This is a genomic window from Nocardioides bruguierae, from assembly GCF_023656415.1.
Lineage (GTDB): Bacteria > Actinomycetota > Actinomycetes > Propionibacteriales > Nocardioidaceae > Nocardioides > Nocardioides bruguierae.
Genome location: NZ_JAMOIL010000013.1, coordinates 74,385 through 91,139, shown reverse-complemented (window position 1 = coordinate 91,139; position 16,755 = coordinate 74,385). Strand labels below are relative to the sequence as shown.

Genomic DNA, 16,755 nt, shown 5'->3' with positions numbered 1-16,755 from the left:
TGGGTCAGTGGGACGTGACGTCGTCCGTGGCTTCGGCCCAGAGCGCCTGCTCGGCCTTGGTGCGGTCGAGCTGCTTCTTCGCGACGACGGCCGCGGCAGCGGCCAGGGCCACGAGGAGGATCTTCTTCATGGCTGCTCCTGCCGAGCGTCGCGGGCCAGAGATGGTGGTGCTGGGTGGGCCTAACAGGACTTGAACCTGTGACCTCTTCCTTATCAGGGAAGCGCTCTAACCGTCTGAGCTATAGGCCCGTCGGTCGCTCTCACGACCGCCCGGATCAGGCACGATGTCGTGCCCTGAACCGAGAGTGGACGATACCCGAGGTGCCGCTGACGCCACAAAACGCGGCGGCACCCGGGATCGACGTGCGGGTGGGGGTGCGGCTCAGCGGTCCTCGGCGAGGGTGATCTCGATGCCGCCGAGCAGCGCGGCCGCCATGTTGTAGAGGAACGCGCCGAGGGTCGCGATGGCCGTGAGCAGCACGACGTCGATCGCGGCGATCACCATCGTGAAGCCGACGACGCGGGAGGTGCCGAGGTAGGCCTCGATGTCGAAGCCGCCCATCGAGTCCTCACCGACGACGTCCGCGACGGTCTGGTTGATCGAGTCCCACACGCCGGCGCCGCCGAGCACGCTCCACACCATCAGCACGGCCACCACGGTGACGATGCCGGCGGCGATGGAGAGCAGGAACGCGGTCTTCATCACCGACCACGGGTCCACGCGGGTCAGGCGCAGGCGGGCGCGACGCGACGGGGCGACGCTGACGGTGTCCTTCGCCGGCGCGGCCGTCTTCTTCGGCTTCTCCGCCGGGCGGGACGAGGTCAGCCCGTTGCCGAACGCCGCCGTCTGCTCGGCGGGGGCGGTTCGCTCCTGGGTGGGACGCTCCGTCATCAGTCGTCATCCTCGTCGTGCTCGTCGGTGGCCGCGGGGGCCGTGTCGGTCGCGGGCTCGTCGCCGCTCACCTGCTGCGACGTTTCACCCTCTGCGATTGTTGCACCCTCTGCCGTGGCACCCGAGTCCGTGGCCGGGTCCACCCCTTCGGGGGCACCCTCCACCTCGTCCTCGGCGGGCTCCTCCTTTGCCTCGACCGAGCGGGCCACGACGGCCACGGAGTCGTTGCGCTTGAGGTTGACGAACTTCACGCCCTGCGTGGAGCGACCGGTGGCGCGGAAGGCCGCGTCGATGGGGGAGCGGACGACCTGGCCGGTGGCCGTGATCGACATGATCTCGTCGCCGTCCTCCACGATGAAGGCGCCGACGAGGCCACCGCGGTCGGCGTTCGTCAGGGCCATCGCCTTGATGCCCAGGCCGCCGCGGGACTGCAGGCGATACTCCGAGATGCGGCTGCGCTTGGCGAAGCCGCCGTCGGTGATGGTGAAGACGAACTGCGCCTTCACCTCCTCCACGGCCTCGGAGCTGACCTCCACGTCGGCGGAGTCCTCGGTGGTCTCCGCCAGGCCCGCGGCCTCCTCGGCCGCCACCTGCGCGGCACGGATGACCGACAGGGAGAGCAGCGAGTCGTCGTCGCGGAACTTCATGCCCGTGACGCCGGAGGTGGCGCGGCCCATCGGGCGGAGCTGGCTGTCCTCGGCCCGGAACCGGATCGCCTGGCCGTGGCGGGAGACGAGCAGGATGTCGTCCTCGCCCGAGGCGAGCTCCGCGCCGATCAGGGCGTCGTCGTCCTCGCGGAAGTTGATCGCGATGACGCCGGCCTGACGGGGGGAGTTGTAGTCGCCCAGGCGGGTCTTCTTCACCAGGCCCGCGCGGGTGGCGAGCACCAGGAACGGCGCCTGCTCGTAGTCGCGGATGGCCAGCACCTGGGCGATCTGCTCGTCCGGCTGGAACGAGAGCAGGCCGGCGACGTGGCCGCCCTTCGCGTCCCGGGCCGCCTCGGGCAGGTTGTAGACCTTGGTGCGGTAGACACGACCGGCGGTGGTGAAGAACAGCAGCCAGTGGTGGTTCGTGGTGGCGATGAAGTGCTCGACGACGTCGTCGCCGCGCAGGGTCGCGCCGCGCACGCCCTTGCCGCCGCGCTTCTGCACGCGGTAGGCGTGCCGCTGGGTGCGCTTGGCGTAGCCACCGCGGGTGATGGAGACGACGACCTCCTCGTCGGGGATCAGATCCTCCATCGAGATGTCGCCCTCGGCCGCGGCCACGATCTGCGTGCGCCGGTCGTCCCCGAACTTGTCGGTGATCTCGGTGAGCTCGTCGGCGATGATCGTGCGCTGACGCGTCGGGTTGGCGAGGATGTCGCGCAGGTCCGCGATGATCTCCTCGAGCCGGGCCAGCTCATCGATGATCTTCTGACGCTCCAGGGCCGCCAGGCGGCGCAGCTGCATCGCGAGGATGGCGTCCGCCTGGATCTCGTCGATCTCCAGCAGCTGGATCAGCCCGGTGCGGGCCTCGGCGACGTCGGGGGAGCGGCGGATGAGGGCGATGACCTCGTCGAGCGCGTCCAGCGCCTTGACCAGGCCGCGCTGGATGTGCGCGTCCTCCTCGGCCTTGTTCAGGCGGAAGCGGGTGCGCCGCTGGATGACGTCGACCTGGTGCTCGACCCAGTGCGAGATGAACTGGTCGATGGTCAGGGTGCGCGGCACCCCGTCGACCAGCGCCAGCATGTTGGCGCTGAAGTTGGTCTGGAGCTCGGTGTGCTTGAACAGGTTGTTCAGCACCACGCGGGCCACGGCGTCGCGCTTGAGGACGACCACGAGGCGCTGGCCGGTGCGCGAGGAGGTGTCGTCACGGACGTCGGCGATGCCCTGGACCTTGCCCGAGAGCGCCAGGTCGGCGATCTTCTCGGCCAGGTTGTCGGGGTTGACCATGTACGGCAGCTCGGTGATGACCAGCGAGGTGCGGCCCTTGCTGTCCTCGTCGACCTCGACCACGGCGCGCTGGGTGATCGAGCCGCGCCCGGTCTTGTAGGTCTGCTCGATGCCCTGCCGGCCCACGATGAGCGCGGCGTTGGGGAAGTCGGGGCCCTTGATCCGCTCCAGCAGCGCCGCCTGGAGCTCCTCCCGGGTCGCCTCGGGGTTCTCCAGCGCCCAGATGGCGCCGGAGGCGACCTCGCGCAGGTTGTGCGGAGGGATGTTGGTCGCCATGCCGACCGCGATGCCCGCGGAGCCGTTGACCAGCAGGTTCGGGAAGCGTGAGGGGAGCACCAGCGGCTCGGAGGAGCGGCCGTCGTAGTTCGGGCCGAACTCGACGGTGTCCTGCTCGATGTCGCGGACCATCTCCAGCGCCAGCGGCGCCATCCGGCACTCGGTGTACCGCATGGCGGCGGCCGGGTCGTTGCCCGGCGAGCCGAAGTTGCCCTGACCGTTGATCAGGGGTGCACGCATGACCCACGGCTGGGCCAGGCGCACGAGGGTGTCGTAGATCGCCGAGTCGCCGTGCGGGTGGTACTGACCCATGACGTCACCGACGACGCGGGAGCACTTGGAGAAGCCGGCGGTCGGGCGGTAGCCGCCGTCGAACATCGCGTAGAGGACGCGGCGGTGCACCGGCTTGAGGCCGTCACGCACGTCGGGCAGCGCGCGGCCGACGATGACCGCCATCGCGTAGTCGATGTAGGAGCGCTGCATGGACGTCTGCAGCTCGACGCGCTCGATGCGCCCGCCGGGCCCCGGGGTGGGGGTGACGCCGTCGGTGGGGGTCTCAGTCACGTGTCTCGATCTCTCTGGTTCGTTCTACCGGTATCTAGGACTGGGTTTAGAGACCTAGATATCCAGGAATCGGACGTCCTTGGCGTTGCGCTGGATGAAGGAGCGCCGCTGGTCGACGTCCTCGCCCATGAGGATCGAGAAGATCTCGTCCGCGTGGGCGGCGTCGTCGAGGGTGACCTGGAGCAGGAGCCGGTTGTCCGGGTCCATCGTGGTCTCCCACAGCTCGTCGGCGTTCATCTCGCCCAGACCCTTGTAGCGCTGCACCGGGTTCTCCTTGGGCAGCTTCTTGCCCGCCTCGGCACCGGCGCGCAGCAGCGCGTCGCGCTCGGCGTCGGAGTAGACGAACTCGTGCTCGGCCGGCTTGCTCCAGCGCAGGCGGTACAGCGGGGGCTGCGCCATGTAGACGTAGCCCTCCTTGATCAGCGGCCGCATGAAGCGGAACAGCAGGGTGAGCAGCAGCGTGTTGATGTGGTGGCCGTCCACGTCGGCGTCCGCCATGAGGACGACCTTGTGGTAGCGCAGCTTCTCCAGGTCGAACTCCTCCTGGATCCCCGTGCCCAGCGCCGAGATGATCGCCTGGACCTCCTGGTTGCCCAGGACCTTGTCCAGCCGCGCCTTCTCGACGTTCAGGATCTTGCCGCGGATCGGGAGGATCGCCTGGATGCGCGGGTCGCGGCCCGACTTGGCCGAGCCGCCGGCGGAGTCACCCTCGACGATGAAGACCTCGCACTCGGCGGGGTTGCGCGACTGGCAGTCGGCGAGCTTGCCCGGCAGGGAGCCGCCGGTGCCGAAGCCCTTGCGGGAGCGGGCCAGGTCGCGCGCCTTGCGGGCGGCGATGCGCGCCATCGCGGCGGCCTGGGCCTTGCGGACGATGTCCTTGCCCTCCTGGGGGTTGGCCTCCATCCACGCACCGAACTCGTCGTGGACGACGCGCTGGGTGAAGCCCTTGGCCTCGGTGTTGCCGAGCTTGGTCTTGGTCTGGCCCTCGAACTGCGGCTCGGCCATCTTCACGGAGATGATCGCGGTGAGGCCCTCGCGGATGTCGTCGCCCGACACCCGGTCCTCCTTCTTCTTGATCAGGCCCCAGTCCTCGCCCTTGCTGTTGACCAGCGAGGTGAGGGCCGCACGGAAGCCCTCCTCGTGGGTGCCGCCCTCGTGGGTGTTGATCGTGTTGGCGAAGGTGTGGACCGACTCGGCGAACGAGGTGTTCCACTGCATCGCGATCTCGACGCTCATGTGGTTCTTCACCGAGGCCGGGGTCTCGGCCTCGAAGGAGATCACCGACGGCGTCGCGATCGTCTTGCGCTTGTTCAGGTGCTCGACGTAGTCGACCAGGCCGCGGTCGAACTTGAAGACCTGCTCGAGCGCGCCGCCCTCGCCGCGCACCGGGGCGTCGGTCTCCACCGCGTCCTCCACGGGCTCGCCCTCGACGACCTCGGCGACGGCCACGCCCTCGGGGCGCTCGTCGCGGACGACGATCTCCAGGCCCTTGTTGAGGAAGGCCATCTCGCGGATGCGCGAGGTGATCGTCTCGAGGTTGTAGGTGGTGGTCTCGAAGATGTCGGGGGAGGCCCAGAAGCTGACGGTGGTGCCGGTGGCCTCACCGTCCTCCATGGGGCGCACCTCCTGCAGCGGCCCGTCGGGGTCGCCCAGCGTGAAGGTCTGGCGCCACAGGTGGCCTCGGTTCTTGACCTCGGCCACGACCCGGCTCGAGAGCGCGTTGACGACGGAGACGCCCACGCCGTGCAGACCGCCGGAGACCTTGTAGCCGCCGCCGCCGAACTTGCCGCCGGCGTGCAGGACGGTCAGCGCCAGCGTCAGCGCCGGCAGCTCCTGGCCGGGGGCGGTGTCGGTCGGGATGCCGCGGCCGTTGTCCTCGACGCGGATCGCGCCGTCCTCGGTGAGGGTGATGACGATGCGGTCGCAGTGCCCGGCCAGGGCCTCGTCCACCGCGTTGTCGACGATCTCCCAGATGAGGTGGTGCAGGCCGCGCTCACCGGTGGACCCGATGTACATGCCGGGGCGCTTGCGGACCGCCTCGAGGCCCTCGAGCACGGTGATCGCCGACGCGTCGTAGGCGACCTCGGGGTCGGCGCCGGCGGGGATGCCGGTGGCGATGTCGGTGGTGATCTCGGGGACGTTCCCGTCACCGTCGGTGGCGGGGTTTCCGGCCTGCTCGGTCACTGCTACCTCTTCCCGGGGGTCGGCGCCGACCGGGGGGTGTCGGGCCTGACGCAAGACGAAGGGTCACGCAGTCGTGACCCGGGCTCAGTCTAGCGGCTGAGCGCCTCTGAGCCACGTCCCCCTCGCCGCCGCGGGGGATGAATCGTCCGCCGGACCCCTCTCATCGCCCCGGAACGGGCGCTCAGAGCGCCGAACGGGGGTGGGAACGGCCCCGGATACGGACGCGAGGCCCGCAGATCGGCAGAGAGGGCCACTTGCCGTCCACAGGGCGCGGCCCGCGGTCCACCCCGGGATCTCGCTCAGCCGTAGGTGTCGCGAGGGCCGCGGCCCTTGACCCGGCGGGGCCCCTTCGTCCAGGACGGGGCGTGGGGGCCCTGCACGTCCAGGAACGTCACGGTGCCGGGCCCGAGGTCCTCGTTGAGCCGCGCCAGCACCCGGGGGGCGAGCAGCTTCAGCTGGGTGGCCCAGGCGGTGGAGTCGGTGCGCACCAGGAGACGTCCCTCGGTGAAGGACTCGGGCGTGCAGTGGCCGGCGATCTCCTCGCCCACCAGGTCCGGCCAGCGGGCGAAGACGCCGTGCACCCGCAGGTCCAGCGCCCACCCGTGGTCGGCCACCAGCCGGGAGAGGGAGCCCTCGAGCAGCTGCGGGTCCCGGTCGTCCCCCCGCGCCTTCCTCGGGGCGTCACCACGAGGACGACGGCGGCGTGACCGCTTGTCCGGCGGCAGCCCCCCGGCGGCCGTGGCGCGCGCGATGCGGCGGGCCAGGTCCAGCCCCGCGTCGTCGTGCGGCTCCTCCTCGGGGCCGGTGCGCGGCTCGGGGAGCTCGGCGGCGTCCGACGCCACCTCCTGCGGCCCACCGTCCGTGGCACCCGTGTCCTCCCCGTCCCCCTCGGGACGGGGCGACTCACTCGACACGGGAGACCTCGCCACCGGCGACCGCGAAGCGCGCACCCGCGAGCGCCGGGGGCACGTCCTCGGCCACGGCGGCCGTCACCAGCACCTGCTCGGCGCCGGCCACCAGCTCGGCCAGCTGGGTGCGCCGGCCGGCGTCCAGCTCGGCGAAGACGTCGTCGAGCACGAGGATCGGGTCGTCGCCGTCGTCCCGCAGGAGGTCGAAGGAGGCCAGGCGCAGCGCGAGCGCGAACGACCACGACTCCCCGTGGCTGGCGTAGCCCTTGACGGGCAGTCGCGGGCCGTCGTCCGAGCCGATGGTGAGCAGCAGGTCGTCGCGGTGCGGGCCGACGAGGCAGACGCCGCGCTCCAGCTCGTCGCGGCGGCGCGCCTCGAGCTCCACGAGGATCGTCTTCTCCAGCGTCTCCTGGTCGTGCGCCGGCGGCAGCTCGAAGGAAGGGCGGTACTCGATCCGGGCGTCGTCGCGTCCGGCGCCGCGCGCCACGGACTGGTAGGCGCGGCCGACGTAGGGGGAGAGCTCCTCGACCAGGCGCAGCCGCTCGGCCAGCAGCTCGGCGCCGGTGCGGGCCAGGTGGGAGTCCCACACCGAGAGGGTCGCCAGCGCCCCCTCGGAGGAGGACGACCCGCGACGGGCAGCGCCGGCGGTCTTGAGCAGGGAGGAGCGCTGCTTGAGCACCCGGTCGTAGTCGCTGCGGACGCCGGCCAGCCGCAGTGCCCGCAGCACCAGCAGGTCGTCGAGGAACCGGCGGCGCTCGCCGGGGTCGCCCTTGACCAGCGCCAGGTCCTCGGGGGAGAAGACGACCGTGCGGACCAGGCCGACGAGGTCGCGGGCACGGGGGAGGGCGGACCGGTTGACCTTCGCGAGGTTGGACTTGCCGGGGTTGAGCTGCACCTCGAGCACGGCGGTCCGCCCGTCCCGGACGACAGCGGCCCGGACCAGGGCCCGGTCGGCGCCCGCGCGGATCAGCGGGGCGTCGCCGGCGACCCGGTGGGACGAGAGCCGCGAGAGGTAGTCGATCGCCTCGACCAGGTTGGTCTTGCCCTGGCCGTTGCGCCCCACGAACGCCGTGACCCCGGCCTCCAGCGCGACGTCCACCTGCTCGTAGGAGCGGAACTGGTGCAGGGTCAGGTGGGAGACGTGCATGGCGACCGGGGTGCGGGGCTCGGGGCGCGGGGCGTGAGTGGGGCCGGGGGAGCGGGGCTCCCTCAGCCCTTCGCGCCGGAGTGGACGGCGTGGCCGCCGAACTGGTTGCGCATGGCGGCGATGGCCTTCATCGCGGGGCTGTCCTCCTGGCGGGAGGTGAACCGGGCGAAGAGCGAGGCGGCGATGACGTTCATCGGCACGGCGTTGTCGATGGCGGCCTCGACCGTCCACCGGCCCTCGCCGGAGTCGTCCGCGTAGCCGCGCAGCGCCTCGAGGTGCTCGTCGTCCTGGAGCGCGTTGGTGAGCAGGTCCAGGAGCCAGGACCGGATGACGGTGCCGCTGCGCCAGGAGTCGAACGTGGCCGGCACGTCCTCGACGAGGTCGACCGCCTCGAGCAGCTCCCAGCCCTCGGCGTAGGACTGCATCATCGCGTACTCGATGCCGTTGTGGACCATCTTGGCGAAGTGGCCGGCGCCCGGCTTGCGGCCGGCGTGCACGAAGCCGCCGTCGGTCGGCTTGAGGGAGTCGAAGGCCGGCTGGACCTTGGCCACGTCCTCGTTCGAGCCGCCGCACATCAGGGCGTAGCCGTTCTCCAGGCCCCAGACGCCGCCGGAGACGCCGCAGTCGACGAAGCCGATGCCCTTCTCGCCGAGCTCGGCGGCGTGCCGGGCGTCGTCGGTCCACTTGGAGTTGCCGCCGTCGACGACCACGTCGCCCTCGGAGAGCAGCTCACCGAGCTGGGAGACCGTGTCGTGCGTCGGCTTGCCGTGCGGGACCATCACCCACACGACCTTGGGGCTGGGCAGCGCCTCCACGAGCGCCTCGAGGCTGTCCACGTCCCGCAGGGCCGGGTCGAAGTCGAAACCGACCACGGTGTGCCCCGCCTGGCGGAGCCGGGTGCGCATGTTGCCACCCATCTTGCCGAGGCCGACCAGTCCGATGTCCATGCACGCGCTCCTCGTTGTCAGTCACTGCCGGGTCTGCTGCCGGGTCTGCTCGGGACGGTCCTGCGGTTCCCGGTGGGTGCCGCGGGTGCCGTCCGACGACCCCACGGTATCCACGTCGTCAGGAGAGCAGACGGCGAGGCATGAGCAGGTACCGGAAGCCGGGCCCCTCCGCCTCGTCCGTCGTGCCGGAGATCACCACGGGCTTGGAGGCCTGGGTGAACGCCAGCTCGACGACGGGCTCGTCGATCGCGGTGAGCCCGTCGAGCAGGTACTGCGGGTTGAAGCCGGTGGTCAGCTCGTCGCCGTCGATGTCGGCCTCGACCGACTCGGAGGCCTGCGCCTCGTCGCCGGAGCCGGCGTCGAGGGTGAGCACGCCGTCGACGAAGGCGAGCTGCACGGCGGTGTTGCGCTCGGCCACCAGCGAGACGCGGCGCACCGACTCGACCAGCGAGGCCTTGTCGACCTTGGCCACCGTGAGGTGCTCGTTCGGGAACAGGCTGCGCACCTTCGGGAACTCGCCGTCCAGCAGGCGGGTCGTCGTGCGGCGCACGCCGCCGGCCGCCGCGCCCTCGAAGCCGATGATCCCCTCGCCGCCGTTGCCGGCGGACAGGGCGATGGTGATCTCGTCGCCCGCGCTCAGGGACTTGGCCGTGTCGGCCAGCACCTTGGCGGGGACGAGGGCCGCGACCGTGGCGTCGGGGGTGTTCGGGTTCCAGCCCAGCTCGCGGTGGCTGAGGCGGAAGCGGTCGGTGGCCAGCAGCGAGATGCTGGAGCCGTCGATCTCGAGCCGGACGCCGGTGAGCACCGGGAGCATGTCGTCCTTGCCGGCCGCCGTGACGGCCTGGGCGACGGCGTGGGCGAACAGACCGCTGTCGACGGTGCCCGTGGCGGTGGGCATCTCCGGGAGGGTCGGGTAGTCCTCGACCGGCATGGTCTGGAGGCTGAACCGCGCGCTGCCGCAGGTGAGGGAGACGCGAGAGCCCTCGAGGGTCATCTCCACCGGCTTGCCGGGGAGGCTGCGGCAGATGTCGGCGAGCAGACGACCGCTGACCAGGGCCCGACCGTCCTCGGAGACGTCGGCCGCGAGCGTCGCGCGGGCAGAGGTCTCGTAGTCGAAGGCGGAGAGGACGAGGCCGGAGTCGCCGGCCTGGATCAGCAGACCTGCGAGGACGGGGACGCTCGGCCGTGCGGGCAGGCTGCGTGCCGCCCAGGCGACGGCGTCGGCGAGCACGTCGCGTTCGACGCGGAACTTCACTGTTGGCGTCCCTCTCCTCGTGGTGGGCCGGCGGCGGGCGCGGCCTCGCGGAAGTCGAATCCTGCCACGCGCGTCGGCGCACCGGCACGCCGCGGGTGATCCCACGGATTTTTGTGATCCTGGTGGTGGTCGTGCGGCTGCCCCGGTGTGGCAGCAACCTGCCACCTTCGACAGCGAGGGGTCGGGGTGGGCCAGGTGGTTCCGGGAGGTAGCCGCCGGGCCCGGAGAGGGTTTGTCCCCAGGAAGGGGTCGGTGCAGAAGTGCACCGGGAATCGAGTCGGTGATGGATCCAGAGTGGTCATAGGTCCGGTGGATCCTGTGGACGACGTGGGTAATGCCTGGTCGCCACGCTCGATCGAGGTGCACAGGGGGTGTGGAGGACGTCGTGGGGATCCTGGCGTCCGTGTGGGGATCCTCGTCCGTGTGGAGGGCTCTGCCACGGGATCCTCAAGTCACCACCGTGTAGTTCATCTCCGGCGGGCCGGTTCTCCACAGGGTCCGAGGCGGGTCGTCGGGAGCCTCCGGACGGCGAAGGCCCCCGACACCGATCCGGCGTCGGGGGCCTCGAGACGGGCCGTGACCGGCCCTGGGTGCTGCTGTGCGGTCAGGCGACCGTGAGCGTGACCTCGACGTTGCCGCGGGTCGCGTTGGAGTACGGGCAGACCTGGTGGGCCTGCTCGACCAGCTGCTGGGCCTGGTCGCGGTCGAGGCGGGGGATCGTGACCTCGAGCCCGACGGCGAGGCCGAAGCCGCCGCCCTCGAGCGTCCCGATGGAGACGTCGGCGACGACCTCGGTCTCCCCCAGGTCCGCGCCCGTGCCGCGGGCGACCATCTTGAGCGCGGAGTGGAAGCAGGCCGCGTAGCCGGCGGCGAAGAGCTGCTCGGGGTTGGTGGCGCCGCCGGGGCCACCCATCTCCTTCGGGATGCGGACGTCGGTGTCGACGACGCCGTCGGAGGAGGCGACGTGGCCGTTGCGGCCGTCGCCGGTGGCGAGTGCGGTGGCGGTGTACACAGTTTCCATGTCCGCAACTTTATTGCGCACAATCTAATTGTCAAGCGGCTACCCTGGTGGCGTGGCTCCACAGCACCCGCAGCTCGCGCTCGACGCCCAGCTCTGCTTCCCGCTCTACGCGGCGACGCGCGCGGTGACCAGGACGTACGCCGACCTGCTGGAGCCGTCGGGGCTGACCTACCCGCAGTACCTGACGATGCTGGCGCTGTGGGACGCCGGCTCCCCCGTGTCCGTCTCCGCGCTCGGGGCGCGCCTGCGCCTGGACTCAGGGACGCTCACACCGCTGCTGAAGCGCCTGGAGGCGGCGGGACGGATCGTGCGCCGGCGCGACCCGGCCGACGAGCGGCGGGTGCTGGTCTCGTGCACGCAGGAGGGCTGGGCGCTGCGGGAGCAGGTGGCCGACGTCCCCCTGCGGCTGGCGGGGGCGATGGGCCTGGAGCGGGACGAGGCGGAGCGACTGCGCGCGGACCTCGGCCGGCTCCTGGCGCACCTGGACGGCTGAGGCGCCGTCGCGGGCTCAGGCCTGGCGGGCCTGCATCTTCACGCGGTTGGTCAGCTCGCTGACCTGGTTGAAGACCGCGCGGCGCTCCGCGAGCAGCTGGTTGATCTTGCGGTCGGCGTACATGACCGTCGTGTGGTCGCGGTTGCCGAACTCGGCGCCGATCTTGGGCAGCGACAGGTCCGTGAGCTCGCGGCACAGGTACATGGCGATCTGGCGCGCCATCACGAGGTGCCGGCCCCGGCTGGGGCCGGTGAGCTCGTCGATGCTCAGGCCGAAGTACGCGGCGGTCTGGGCGATGATCAGCCCGGCGGTGATCTCGGGCTCGCCGCCGTCGGGGATCAGGTCCTTCAGCACGATCTCGGCCAGGGTCATGTCGACCTCCTGGCGGTTGAGGTTCGCGAAGGCCGTGACGCGGATGAGGGCACCCTCGAGCTCGCGGATGTTCGTCTGGATCTTCGAGGCGATGAACTCCAGCACGTCCGGCGGGGCCGTGAGCCGGTCCATCGCGGCCTTCTTGCGGAGGATGGCGATGCGCGTCTCGAGGTCCGGCGGCTGCACGTCGGTGATCAGGCCCCACTCGAACCGGTTGCGCAGGCGGTCCTCCAGCGCCTCCAGGCGCTTGGGGGGCCGGTCCGAGGTGAGCACGATCTGCTTGTTGGCGTTGTGCAGCGTGTTGAAGGTGTGGAAGAACTCCTCCTGGGTCTGGGTCTTGCCCTCCAGGAACTGGATGTCGTCGATCAGGAGCACGTCCACGTCGCGGTACCGACGCTTGAACCGGTCCTGCCGGTCGTCGCGGATCGCGTTGATGAACTCGTTGGTGAACTCCTCGCTGGACACGTAGCGCACGCGGGCGGTCGTGTAGAGCGAGCGCACGTAGTGGCCGATGGCGTGCAGGAGGTGGGTCTTGCCCAGCCCGGAGTCGCCGTAGACCAGCAGGGGGTTGTAGGCCTTGCCCGGTGCCTCGGCCACCGCCACCGCGGCGGCGTGCGGGAACCGGTTGGACGAGCCGATGACGAACGTCTCGAAGGTGTACTTCGGGTTCAGCCGGGTCTCGGGGGCTCCGCGGTCCTTCTCGGGGGCCGGCGGTGCCGCCGCCGGGCCGGTGCTCGGCGGCGGCAGGGTGACCTGGGCGTCGACCCGGGGTGCAGGCGGCGGGGCGTCCACGGGGGCGAGGTCCGCCACCGGCGCGGGCGCGGGGCTCTCCGCGGCGTCGAGGTCGGGATTGACCGTGACGGCGAGGCGGATCTCGGTGCCGTAGGTGACCGAGAGCGCGTCCTCGAGCTGGGCGCGCAGACGCCCCTCGAGCTGCTGCCGGGTGAAGTCGTTGGGCACCGCGACAATGGCGGTGGTGCCGTGCAGCGTCACCGGCTCGGAGGCCGTCAGCCACGCGCGCTGGTTCGGCTGCAGGTCGGCGAGCACGGCGCTCCAGGCGTCCGAGAGCGAGGTGCTGGGCTCGTCCGTCACGGTGAGGTGGGGCCTTCCTGAGGATGCGTGTTCCACAACGTTGTCCACAGGTTGTGGGAAATGCCCGCCGGGCACTCGTGGCGAGGCGCCCGAGTGCCGCCGCGTGTTGGCCTCGGCTGGTGCGTTGCAGGTCAGAGGATAGGTGCGCGGTGGCGGTACGTCCCACGAACCGTGAGAACCCCGGACGGGTCCGGGGCCGGCAGGCCGTGGGGGATGCGGGCGAACGTAGCCCCGTGGTGGAGGTGCGGGCAAGCCGTCATCCACAGGGGTGCGGCGGGGGGTCGCGCGTGGTTTGACCCTGGTCTCGCGCCGCGCGTACCGTTGGCCGGTCACCCGAGGTCGACGGGTGCCGCATGTCCACGGGGCTGGTCCGCACCAGACGGGCCCTCGCGTGGGTGGGCGGTGCCGGCCGAAGGGCGGTCCGGGAACCCTGGGACGGGGTGCGAGCACTCTCGCACGCCGTGGCCGGGGCGCTGCCGATCGGGTCGGGTGACGGCCCTGGTGTGGGGAGACCACGCCGCCGACGTCCAACAACGAGGAGCTCACGATGAGCAAGCGCACCTTCCAGCCGAACAACCGTCGTCGCCACAAGGTCCACGGCTTCCGCCTCCGCATGCGGACCCGTGCCGGTCGCGCGATCCTGAACGGTCGCCGCCGCAAGGGCCGCAAGAGCCTGGCCGTCTGAGTCGCGGGCACCCTCCGGTGCTCGCCGCCCCCAACCGGCTGACCGACTCCGCCTCCTTCCGCGAGGCGGTGCGTTGTGGTCGTCGGGCGGGGTCGCGGACGCTGGTCGTCCACCTCGCCGAGGACGGCGGGCTGCCCGGGGAGTCCCGGGTGGGCCTGGTCGTCAGCAAGGCGGTGGGCGTCGCTGTCGTCCGCAACCGGGTGAAGCGCCGGCTTCGTCATCTGGCCCGGGAGCAGATCTCTCTGCTCCCGGGCCGTTGCACGTTGGTGGTGCGGGCGCTGCCCGCCGCGGCATCGGCCTCGTCGGCGGAACTCGGCGCGGACCTCGCAGGTTGCCTTGATCGGGTGATGTCGTGAAGTACGTGCTGATCGTCCTGCTGCGGGGCTACCGCCTGTTCATCAGCCCGATCTACGGGCAGGTGTGCCGGTACTACCCCTCCTGCTCGGCCTACACGCTGGAGGCCGTGCAGCTGCACGGCTCGGTGAAGGGGTCGTGGCTGGGGGCACGCAGGCTGGCCCGCTGTCATCCCTGGGCCCCCGGCGGCTACGACCCCGTCCCGGGGCACGTCGACGGCCCACCGGTGCCGGTGGACGCGGAGGCGTCCGGCACCATGACCACGTACCGCGGCGCAGACGACGCCGCGCCGCACGAGCAAGGAGTCTGACCCGTGGGTGCACTCGGTGACCTGCTGAGCCTGATCGCCACGCCGCTGTACTACGCCATCTCGGCCGTGCTGGTGGGTTGGCACAAGCTCTTCACCACCCTCGGGATGGACCCCGACGGTGGCTCGACCTGGGCGTTGTCGATCATCGGCCTCACGGTCGTGATCCGCGCGCTGCTGATCCCGCTCTTCGTGAAGCAGATCAAGTCGAGCCGCAACATGCAGCTGCTGCAGCCCAAGGTGCGAGCGCTGCAGGAGAAGTACAAGCACGACCGCGAGAAGCTGGCCGCGGAGACGATGAACCTGTACCGGGACACCGGTACCAACCCGTTCGCCGCCTGCCTGCCGCTGCTCGTGCAGATGCCCATCTTCATCACCCTGTTCCACCTGCTGAACGAGGCGGCGCGGGACTCCACCCCGCACGGCTTCCTCAACGAGAACATGGCGGAGTCCTTCGGCTCGGCGATGATCTTCGGGCGCATCCCCCTGGCCGAGAGTTTCTGGGGCGCGGGCGTGTGGCGCGCGGACGGTGGCCAGCTGGGCGTCATGCTGCTCGCGCTGTTCCTGGTGCTCGCGATGACGGCGACCACGTTCGTCACCCAGCGTCAGCTGATGAGCAAGAACATGCCGGCCGACGCCATGAGCGGGCCGTACGCCCAGCAGCAGAAGATGCTGCTCTACATCCTGCCCGTGGCCTTCGGTGTCGGTGGCGTGGCCTTCCCGATCGGCGTGCTCCTGTACTGGACCACGTCGAACCTGTGGACGATGGGCCAGCAGTTCTACGTCATCCGCAACAACCCCGCGCCGGGGACTCCGGCGTTCGCGGCCAAGGAGAAGCGGGACGCGGCCAAGGCAGCGCGCCACGGAGGTGGGGTGGCCACGGCCGCTCCCACCGCCGAGGAGACCACCGAGGAGCGTCGGCCGGCCCAGCGGCAGCAGCCCAAGCGCCAGTCGCGGGACCAGCGCCGCAAGGGCCAGCCCCACCAGTCCAACCAGTCCAACCAGTCCAAGCAGGGCAACCAGGCGAAGAGCACCGGAGACGCCGGTGTCGAGAAGAAGGACGGAGGGTCCCGATGAGCGACCAGAAGAGCCGCGTCGAGGCACTCGAGAACGAGGGCGAGATCGCCGCTGACTACCTCGAGGAGCTCCTCGACATCGCCGACCTCGACGGCGACCTGGACATGGACGTCGAGGGCGATCGCGCTGCCGTGTCGATCATCGGCGGCGACCTGGGTCAGCTCGTGGGCAAGGACGGCGAGGTGCTGGAGGCTCTCCAGGAGCTGACGCGCCTGGCCGTGTTGCGGTCGACCGGCGAGCGCTCCCGCCTCATGCTGGACGTCGCGGGTCACCGTGCCCGTCGTCGCGAGGTGCTGGAGGCGCAGGGTGCCGCGGCCGTGGAGGAGGCGAAGTCGTCCGGCGAGGCCGTGCGGCTGGAGCCCATGAGCCCCTTCGAGCGGAAGGTCGTGCACGACGTCGTGGCCGCCGCTGGTCTGGTGTCCGAGTCCGAGGGCGTGGAGCCCCGTCGGTACGTGGTGATCCGCCCTGAGTGACGTCGAGCCCGCTGAGGTTTCACGTGAAACACCCCCTGTGCCCGCTGCGGCGCAGGGGGTGTTCGGCATCGAGCGAGTGGCGCTGGCAGAGCGCTACGCGGGGCTGCTGGCCACGGACGGGGTGGTGCGCGGCCTGATCGGTCCGCGTGAGGCCCCACGTCTGTGGGAGCGGCACCTCCTGAACTCGGCTGTCGTCGCCGATGCCATCGCGGAGGGCGTCGACGTGGCCGACGTGGGCACCGGTGCCGGCCTGCCGGGCATGGTGCTGGCCATCCGGCGGCCTGATCTCTCCGTGACCCTGATCGAGCCGCTCCTCCGTCGCACGACGTTCCTGCAGGAGGTCGTCGACGAGCTGGGGCTCCCCAACGTCACGGTGCACCGTGGCCGTGCGGACAGTGCGGTGCACCTCGGTGGCTTCGACGTGGTCACCTCTCGTGCTGTGGCAGGGCTGACCACGCTGCTGGAGTGGTGCATGCCGCTGGTGCGGCCACAGGGGCACGTCCTGGCGATGAAGGGTTCCTCGGTCGACGACGAGATCGTGGAGGCCCGCCCCGCTCTCGAGCGCGCCGGCTGGGGTCGACCGGAGGTGCTGGTCGTGGGTGAGGACGTCCTCGACACCCCCACGACGCTGTGCCGAGTTCCCTGGGCCGATCCCGGGTCGGTAACGTGGCCCCCTCGGGGCTCCGTCGGAGGAGCGAAGCGCCGCCAGGACACGTCTCGTCGTCGCAAGCGGGGCCGTCAGGGTCGGTGACCACGGCAGCTGTCTCGGGAGTTATC

Annotated in this window: 17 protein-coding genes and 1 tRNA gene; 7 read left to right on the top strand and 11 right to left on the bottom strand. The window is 71.0% G+C overall.

What is annotated here, in order from left to right; translation table 11 throughout:
• Positions 1-4: 4 nt before the first annotated feature.
• The 10 genes from M8330_RS11895 to M8330_RS11850 form a co-directional block, all read right to left on the bottom strand.
• A complete protein-coding gene (locus M8330_RS11895; RefSeq protein WP_250055897.1) occupies positions 5-130 on the bottom strand; it encodes a DLW-39 family protein in 126 nt (41 codons plus the stop codon).
• A gap of 45 nt (positions 131-175) precedes the next feature.
• Positions 176-249 (bottom strand) — tRNA-Ile (locus tag M8330_RS11890).
• Positions 250-382: 133 nt separating this feature from the next.
• Positions 383-892: a DUF3566 domain-containing protein gene (locus M8330_RS11885; RefSeq protein ID WP_250827494.1), complete on the bottom strand. Its 510-nt coding sequence runs from the start codon at positions 890-892 to the stop codon at positions 383-385.
• Positions 892-3,582, bottom strand: a complete 2,691-nt coding sequence (gyrA, locus tag M8330_RS11880) for a DNA gyrase subunit A (protein ID WP_250827562.1) — start codon at positions 3,580-3,582, stop codon at positions 892-894. Before gyrA ends, M8330_RS11885 begins: the two co-directional genes overlap by 1 nt.
• Before the next feature lie 135 nt (positions 3,583-3,717).
• Positions 3,718-5,847 carry a DNA topoisomerase (ATP-hydrolyzing) subunit B gene (gene gyrB, locus M8330_RS11875; protein ID WP_372490203.1) on the bottom strand — a complete coding sequence of 710 codons (2,130 nt, stop codon included), beginning with the start codon at positions 5,845-5,847 and terminating at the stop codon, positions 3,718-3,720.
• A gap of 299 nt (positions 5,848-6,146) precedes the next feature.
• On the bottom strand, positions 6,147-6,689 hold the full coding sequence (locus tag M8330_RS11870) for a DciA family protein (protein WP_372490205.1): 543 nt from the start codon (positions 6,687-6,689) through the stop codon (positions 6,147-6,149).
• Positions 6,690-6,750: 61 nt separating this feature from the next.
• Positions 6,751-7,902, bottom strand: coding sequence for a DNA replication/repair protein RecF (gene recF / locus M8330_RS11865; protein WP_250827492.1), 1,152 nt, complete (start codon positions 7,900-7,902; stop codon positions 6,751-6,753).
• A 62-nt stretch (positions 7,903-7,964) separates the two neighbouring features.
• Positions 7,965-8,849, bottom strand: coding sequence for a phosphogluconate dehydrogenase (NAD(+)-dependent, decarboxylating) (gene gnd, locus M8330_RS11860; protein WP_250055893.1), 885 nt, complete (start codon positions 8,847-8,849; stop codon positions 7,965-7,967).
• Positions 8,850-8,967: 118 nt separating this feature from the next.
• A complete protein-coding gene (gene dnaN, locus M8330_RS11855; protein WP_250827491.1) occupies positions 8,968-10,104 on the bottom strand; it encodes a DNA polymerase III subunit beta in 1,137 nt (378 codons plus the stop codon).
• A gap of 604 nt (positions 10,105-10,708) precedes the next feature.
• Positions 10,709-11,125, bottom strand: coding sequence for an organic hydroperoxide resistance protein (locus M8330_RS11850; protein ID WP_250827490.1), 417 nt, complete (start codon positions 11,123-11,125; stop codon positions 10,709-10,711).
• Positions 11,126-11,177: 52 nt separating this feature from the next.
• On the opposite strand from M8330_RS11850, the gene M8330_RS11845 reads away from it, so the two are divergent.
• A complete protein-coding gene (locus tag M8330_RS11845) occupies positions 11,178-11,618 on the top strand; it encodes a MarR family winged helix-turn-helix transcriptional regulator (protein ID WP_308196282.1) in 441 nt (146 codons plus the stop codon).
• A gap of 15 nt (positions 11,619-11,633) precedes the next feature.
• Here M8330_RS11845 and dnaA read toward each other — a convergent pair whose 3' ends face one another.
• Positions 11,634-13,118: a chromosomal replication initiator protein DnaA gene (gene dnaA / locus M8330_RS11840; protein WP_372490202.1), complete on the bottom strand. Its 1,485-nt coding sequence runs from the start codon at positions 13,116-13,118 to the stop codon at positions 11,634-11,636.
• Between the two features lie 511 nt (positions 13,119-13,629).
• Between dnaA and rpmH the strand changes: the two genes are divergently transcribed.
• The 6 genes from rpmH to rsmG all read left to right on the top strand — a co-directional run bounded on the left by rpmH (position 13,630) and on the right by rsmG (position 16,729).
• Positions 13,630-13,767: a 50S ribosomal protein L34 gene (gene rpmH, locus M8330_RS11835; RefSeq protein WP_250055884.1), complete on the top strand. Its 138-nt coding sequence runs from the start codon at positions 13,630-13,632 to the stop codon at positions 13,765-13,767.
• A 17-nt stretch (positions 13,768-13,784) separates the two neighbouring features.
• Positions 13,785-14,123, top strand: coding sequence for a ribonuclease P protein component (rnpA, locus tag M8330_RS11830; protein ID WP_250827487.1), 339 nt, complete (start codon positions 13,785-13,787; stop codon positions 14,121-14,123).
• A complete protein-coding gene (gene yidD, locus M8330_RS11825; protein ID WP_250055880.1) occupies positions 14,120-14,431 on the top strand; it encodes a membrane protein insertion efficiency factor YidD in 312 nt (103 codons plus the stop codon). The genes rnpA and yidD overlap by 4 nt, the downstream gene beginning before the upstream one ends.
• Before the next feature lie 3 nt (positions 14,432-14,434).
• The gene (gene yidC, locus M8330_RS11820; protein WP_250827486.1) at positions 14,435-15,505 is read left to right on the top strand and encodes a membrane protein insertase YidC; all 1,071 of its coding nucleotides are present in this window, start codon (positions 14,435-14,437) and stop codon (positions 15,503-15,505) included.
• A complete protein-coding gene (locus tag M8330_RS11815; protein ID WP_250055876.1) occupies positions 15,502-15,978 on the top strand; it encodes a Jag family protein in 477 nt (158 codons plus the stop codon). The genes yidC and M8330_RS11815 overlap by 4 nt, the downstream gene beginning before the upstream one ends.
• A 76-nt stretch (positions 15,979-16,054) precedes the next feature.
• Positions 16,055-16,729: a 16S rRNA (guanine(527)-N(7))-methyltransferase RsmG gene (gene rsmG, locus M8330_RS11810; RefSeq protein WP_372490201.1), complete on the top strand. Its 675-nt coding sequence runs from the start codon at positions 16,055-16,057 to the stop codon at positions 16,727-16,729.
• Positions 16,730-16,755 lie beyond the last annotated feature (26 nt).

What these genes read in the sequence shown, in the direction of transcription:
- M8330_RS11895 (WP_250055897.1), bottom strand. Translation starts at nt 130, where the DNA reads ATGAAGAAGATCCTCCTCGTGGCCCTGGCCGCTGCCGCGGCCGTCGTC.
- M8330_RS11885 (WP_250827494.1), bottom strand. Translation starts at nt 892, where the DNA reads ATGACGGAGCGTCCCACCCAGGAGCGAACCGCCCCCGCCGAGCAGACG.
- gyrA (WP_250827562.1), bottom strand. Translation starts at nt 3,582, where the DNA reads ATGCAGCGCTCCTACATCGACTACGCGATGGCGGTCATCGTCGGCCGC.
- recF (WP_250827492.1), bottom strand. Translation starts at nt 7,902, where the DNA reads ATGCACGTCTCCCACCTGACCCTGCACCAGTTCCGCTCCTACGAGCAG.
- gnd (WP_250055893.1), bottom strand. Translation starts at nt 8,849, where the DNA reads ATGGACATCGGACTGGTCGGCCTCGGCAAGATGGGTGGCAACATGCGC.
- M8330_RS11850 (WP_250827490.1), bottom strand. Translation starts at nt 11,125, where the DNA reads ATGGAAACTGTGTACACCGCCACCGCACTCGCCACCGGCGACGGCCGC.
- rpmH (WP_250055884.1), top strand. Translation starts at nt 13,630, where the DNA reads ATGAGCAAGCGCACCTTCCAGCCGAACAACCGTCGTCGCCACAAGGTC.
- M8330_RS11815 (WP_250055876.1), top strand. Translation starts at nt 15,502, where the DNA reads ATGAGCGACCAGAAGAGCCGCGTCGAGGCACTCGAGAACGAGGGCGAG.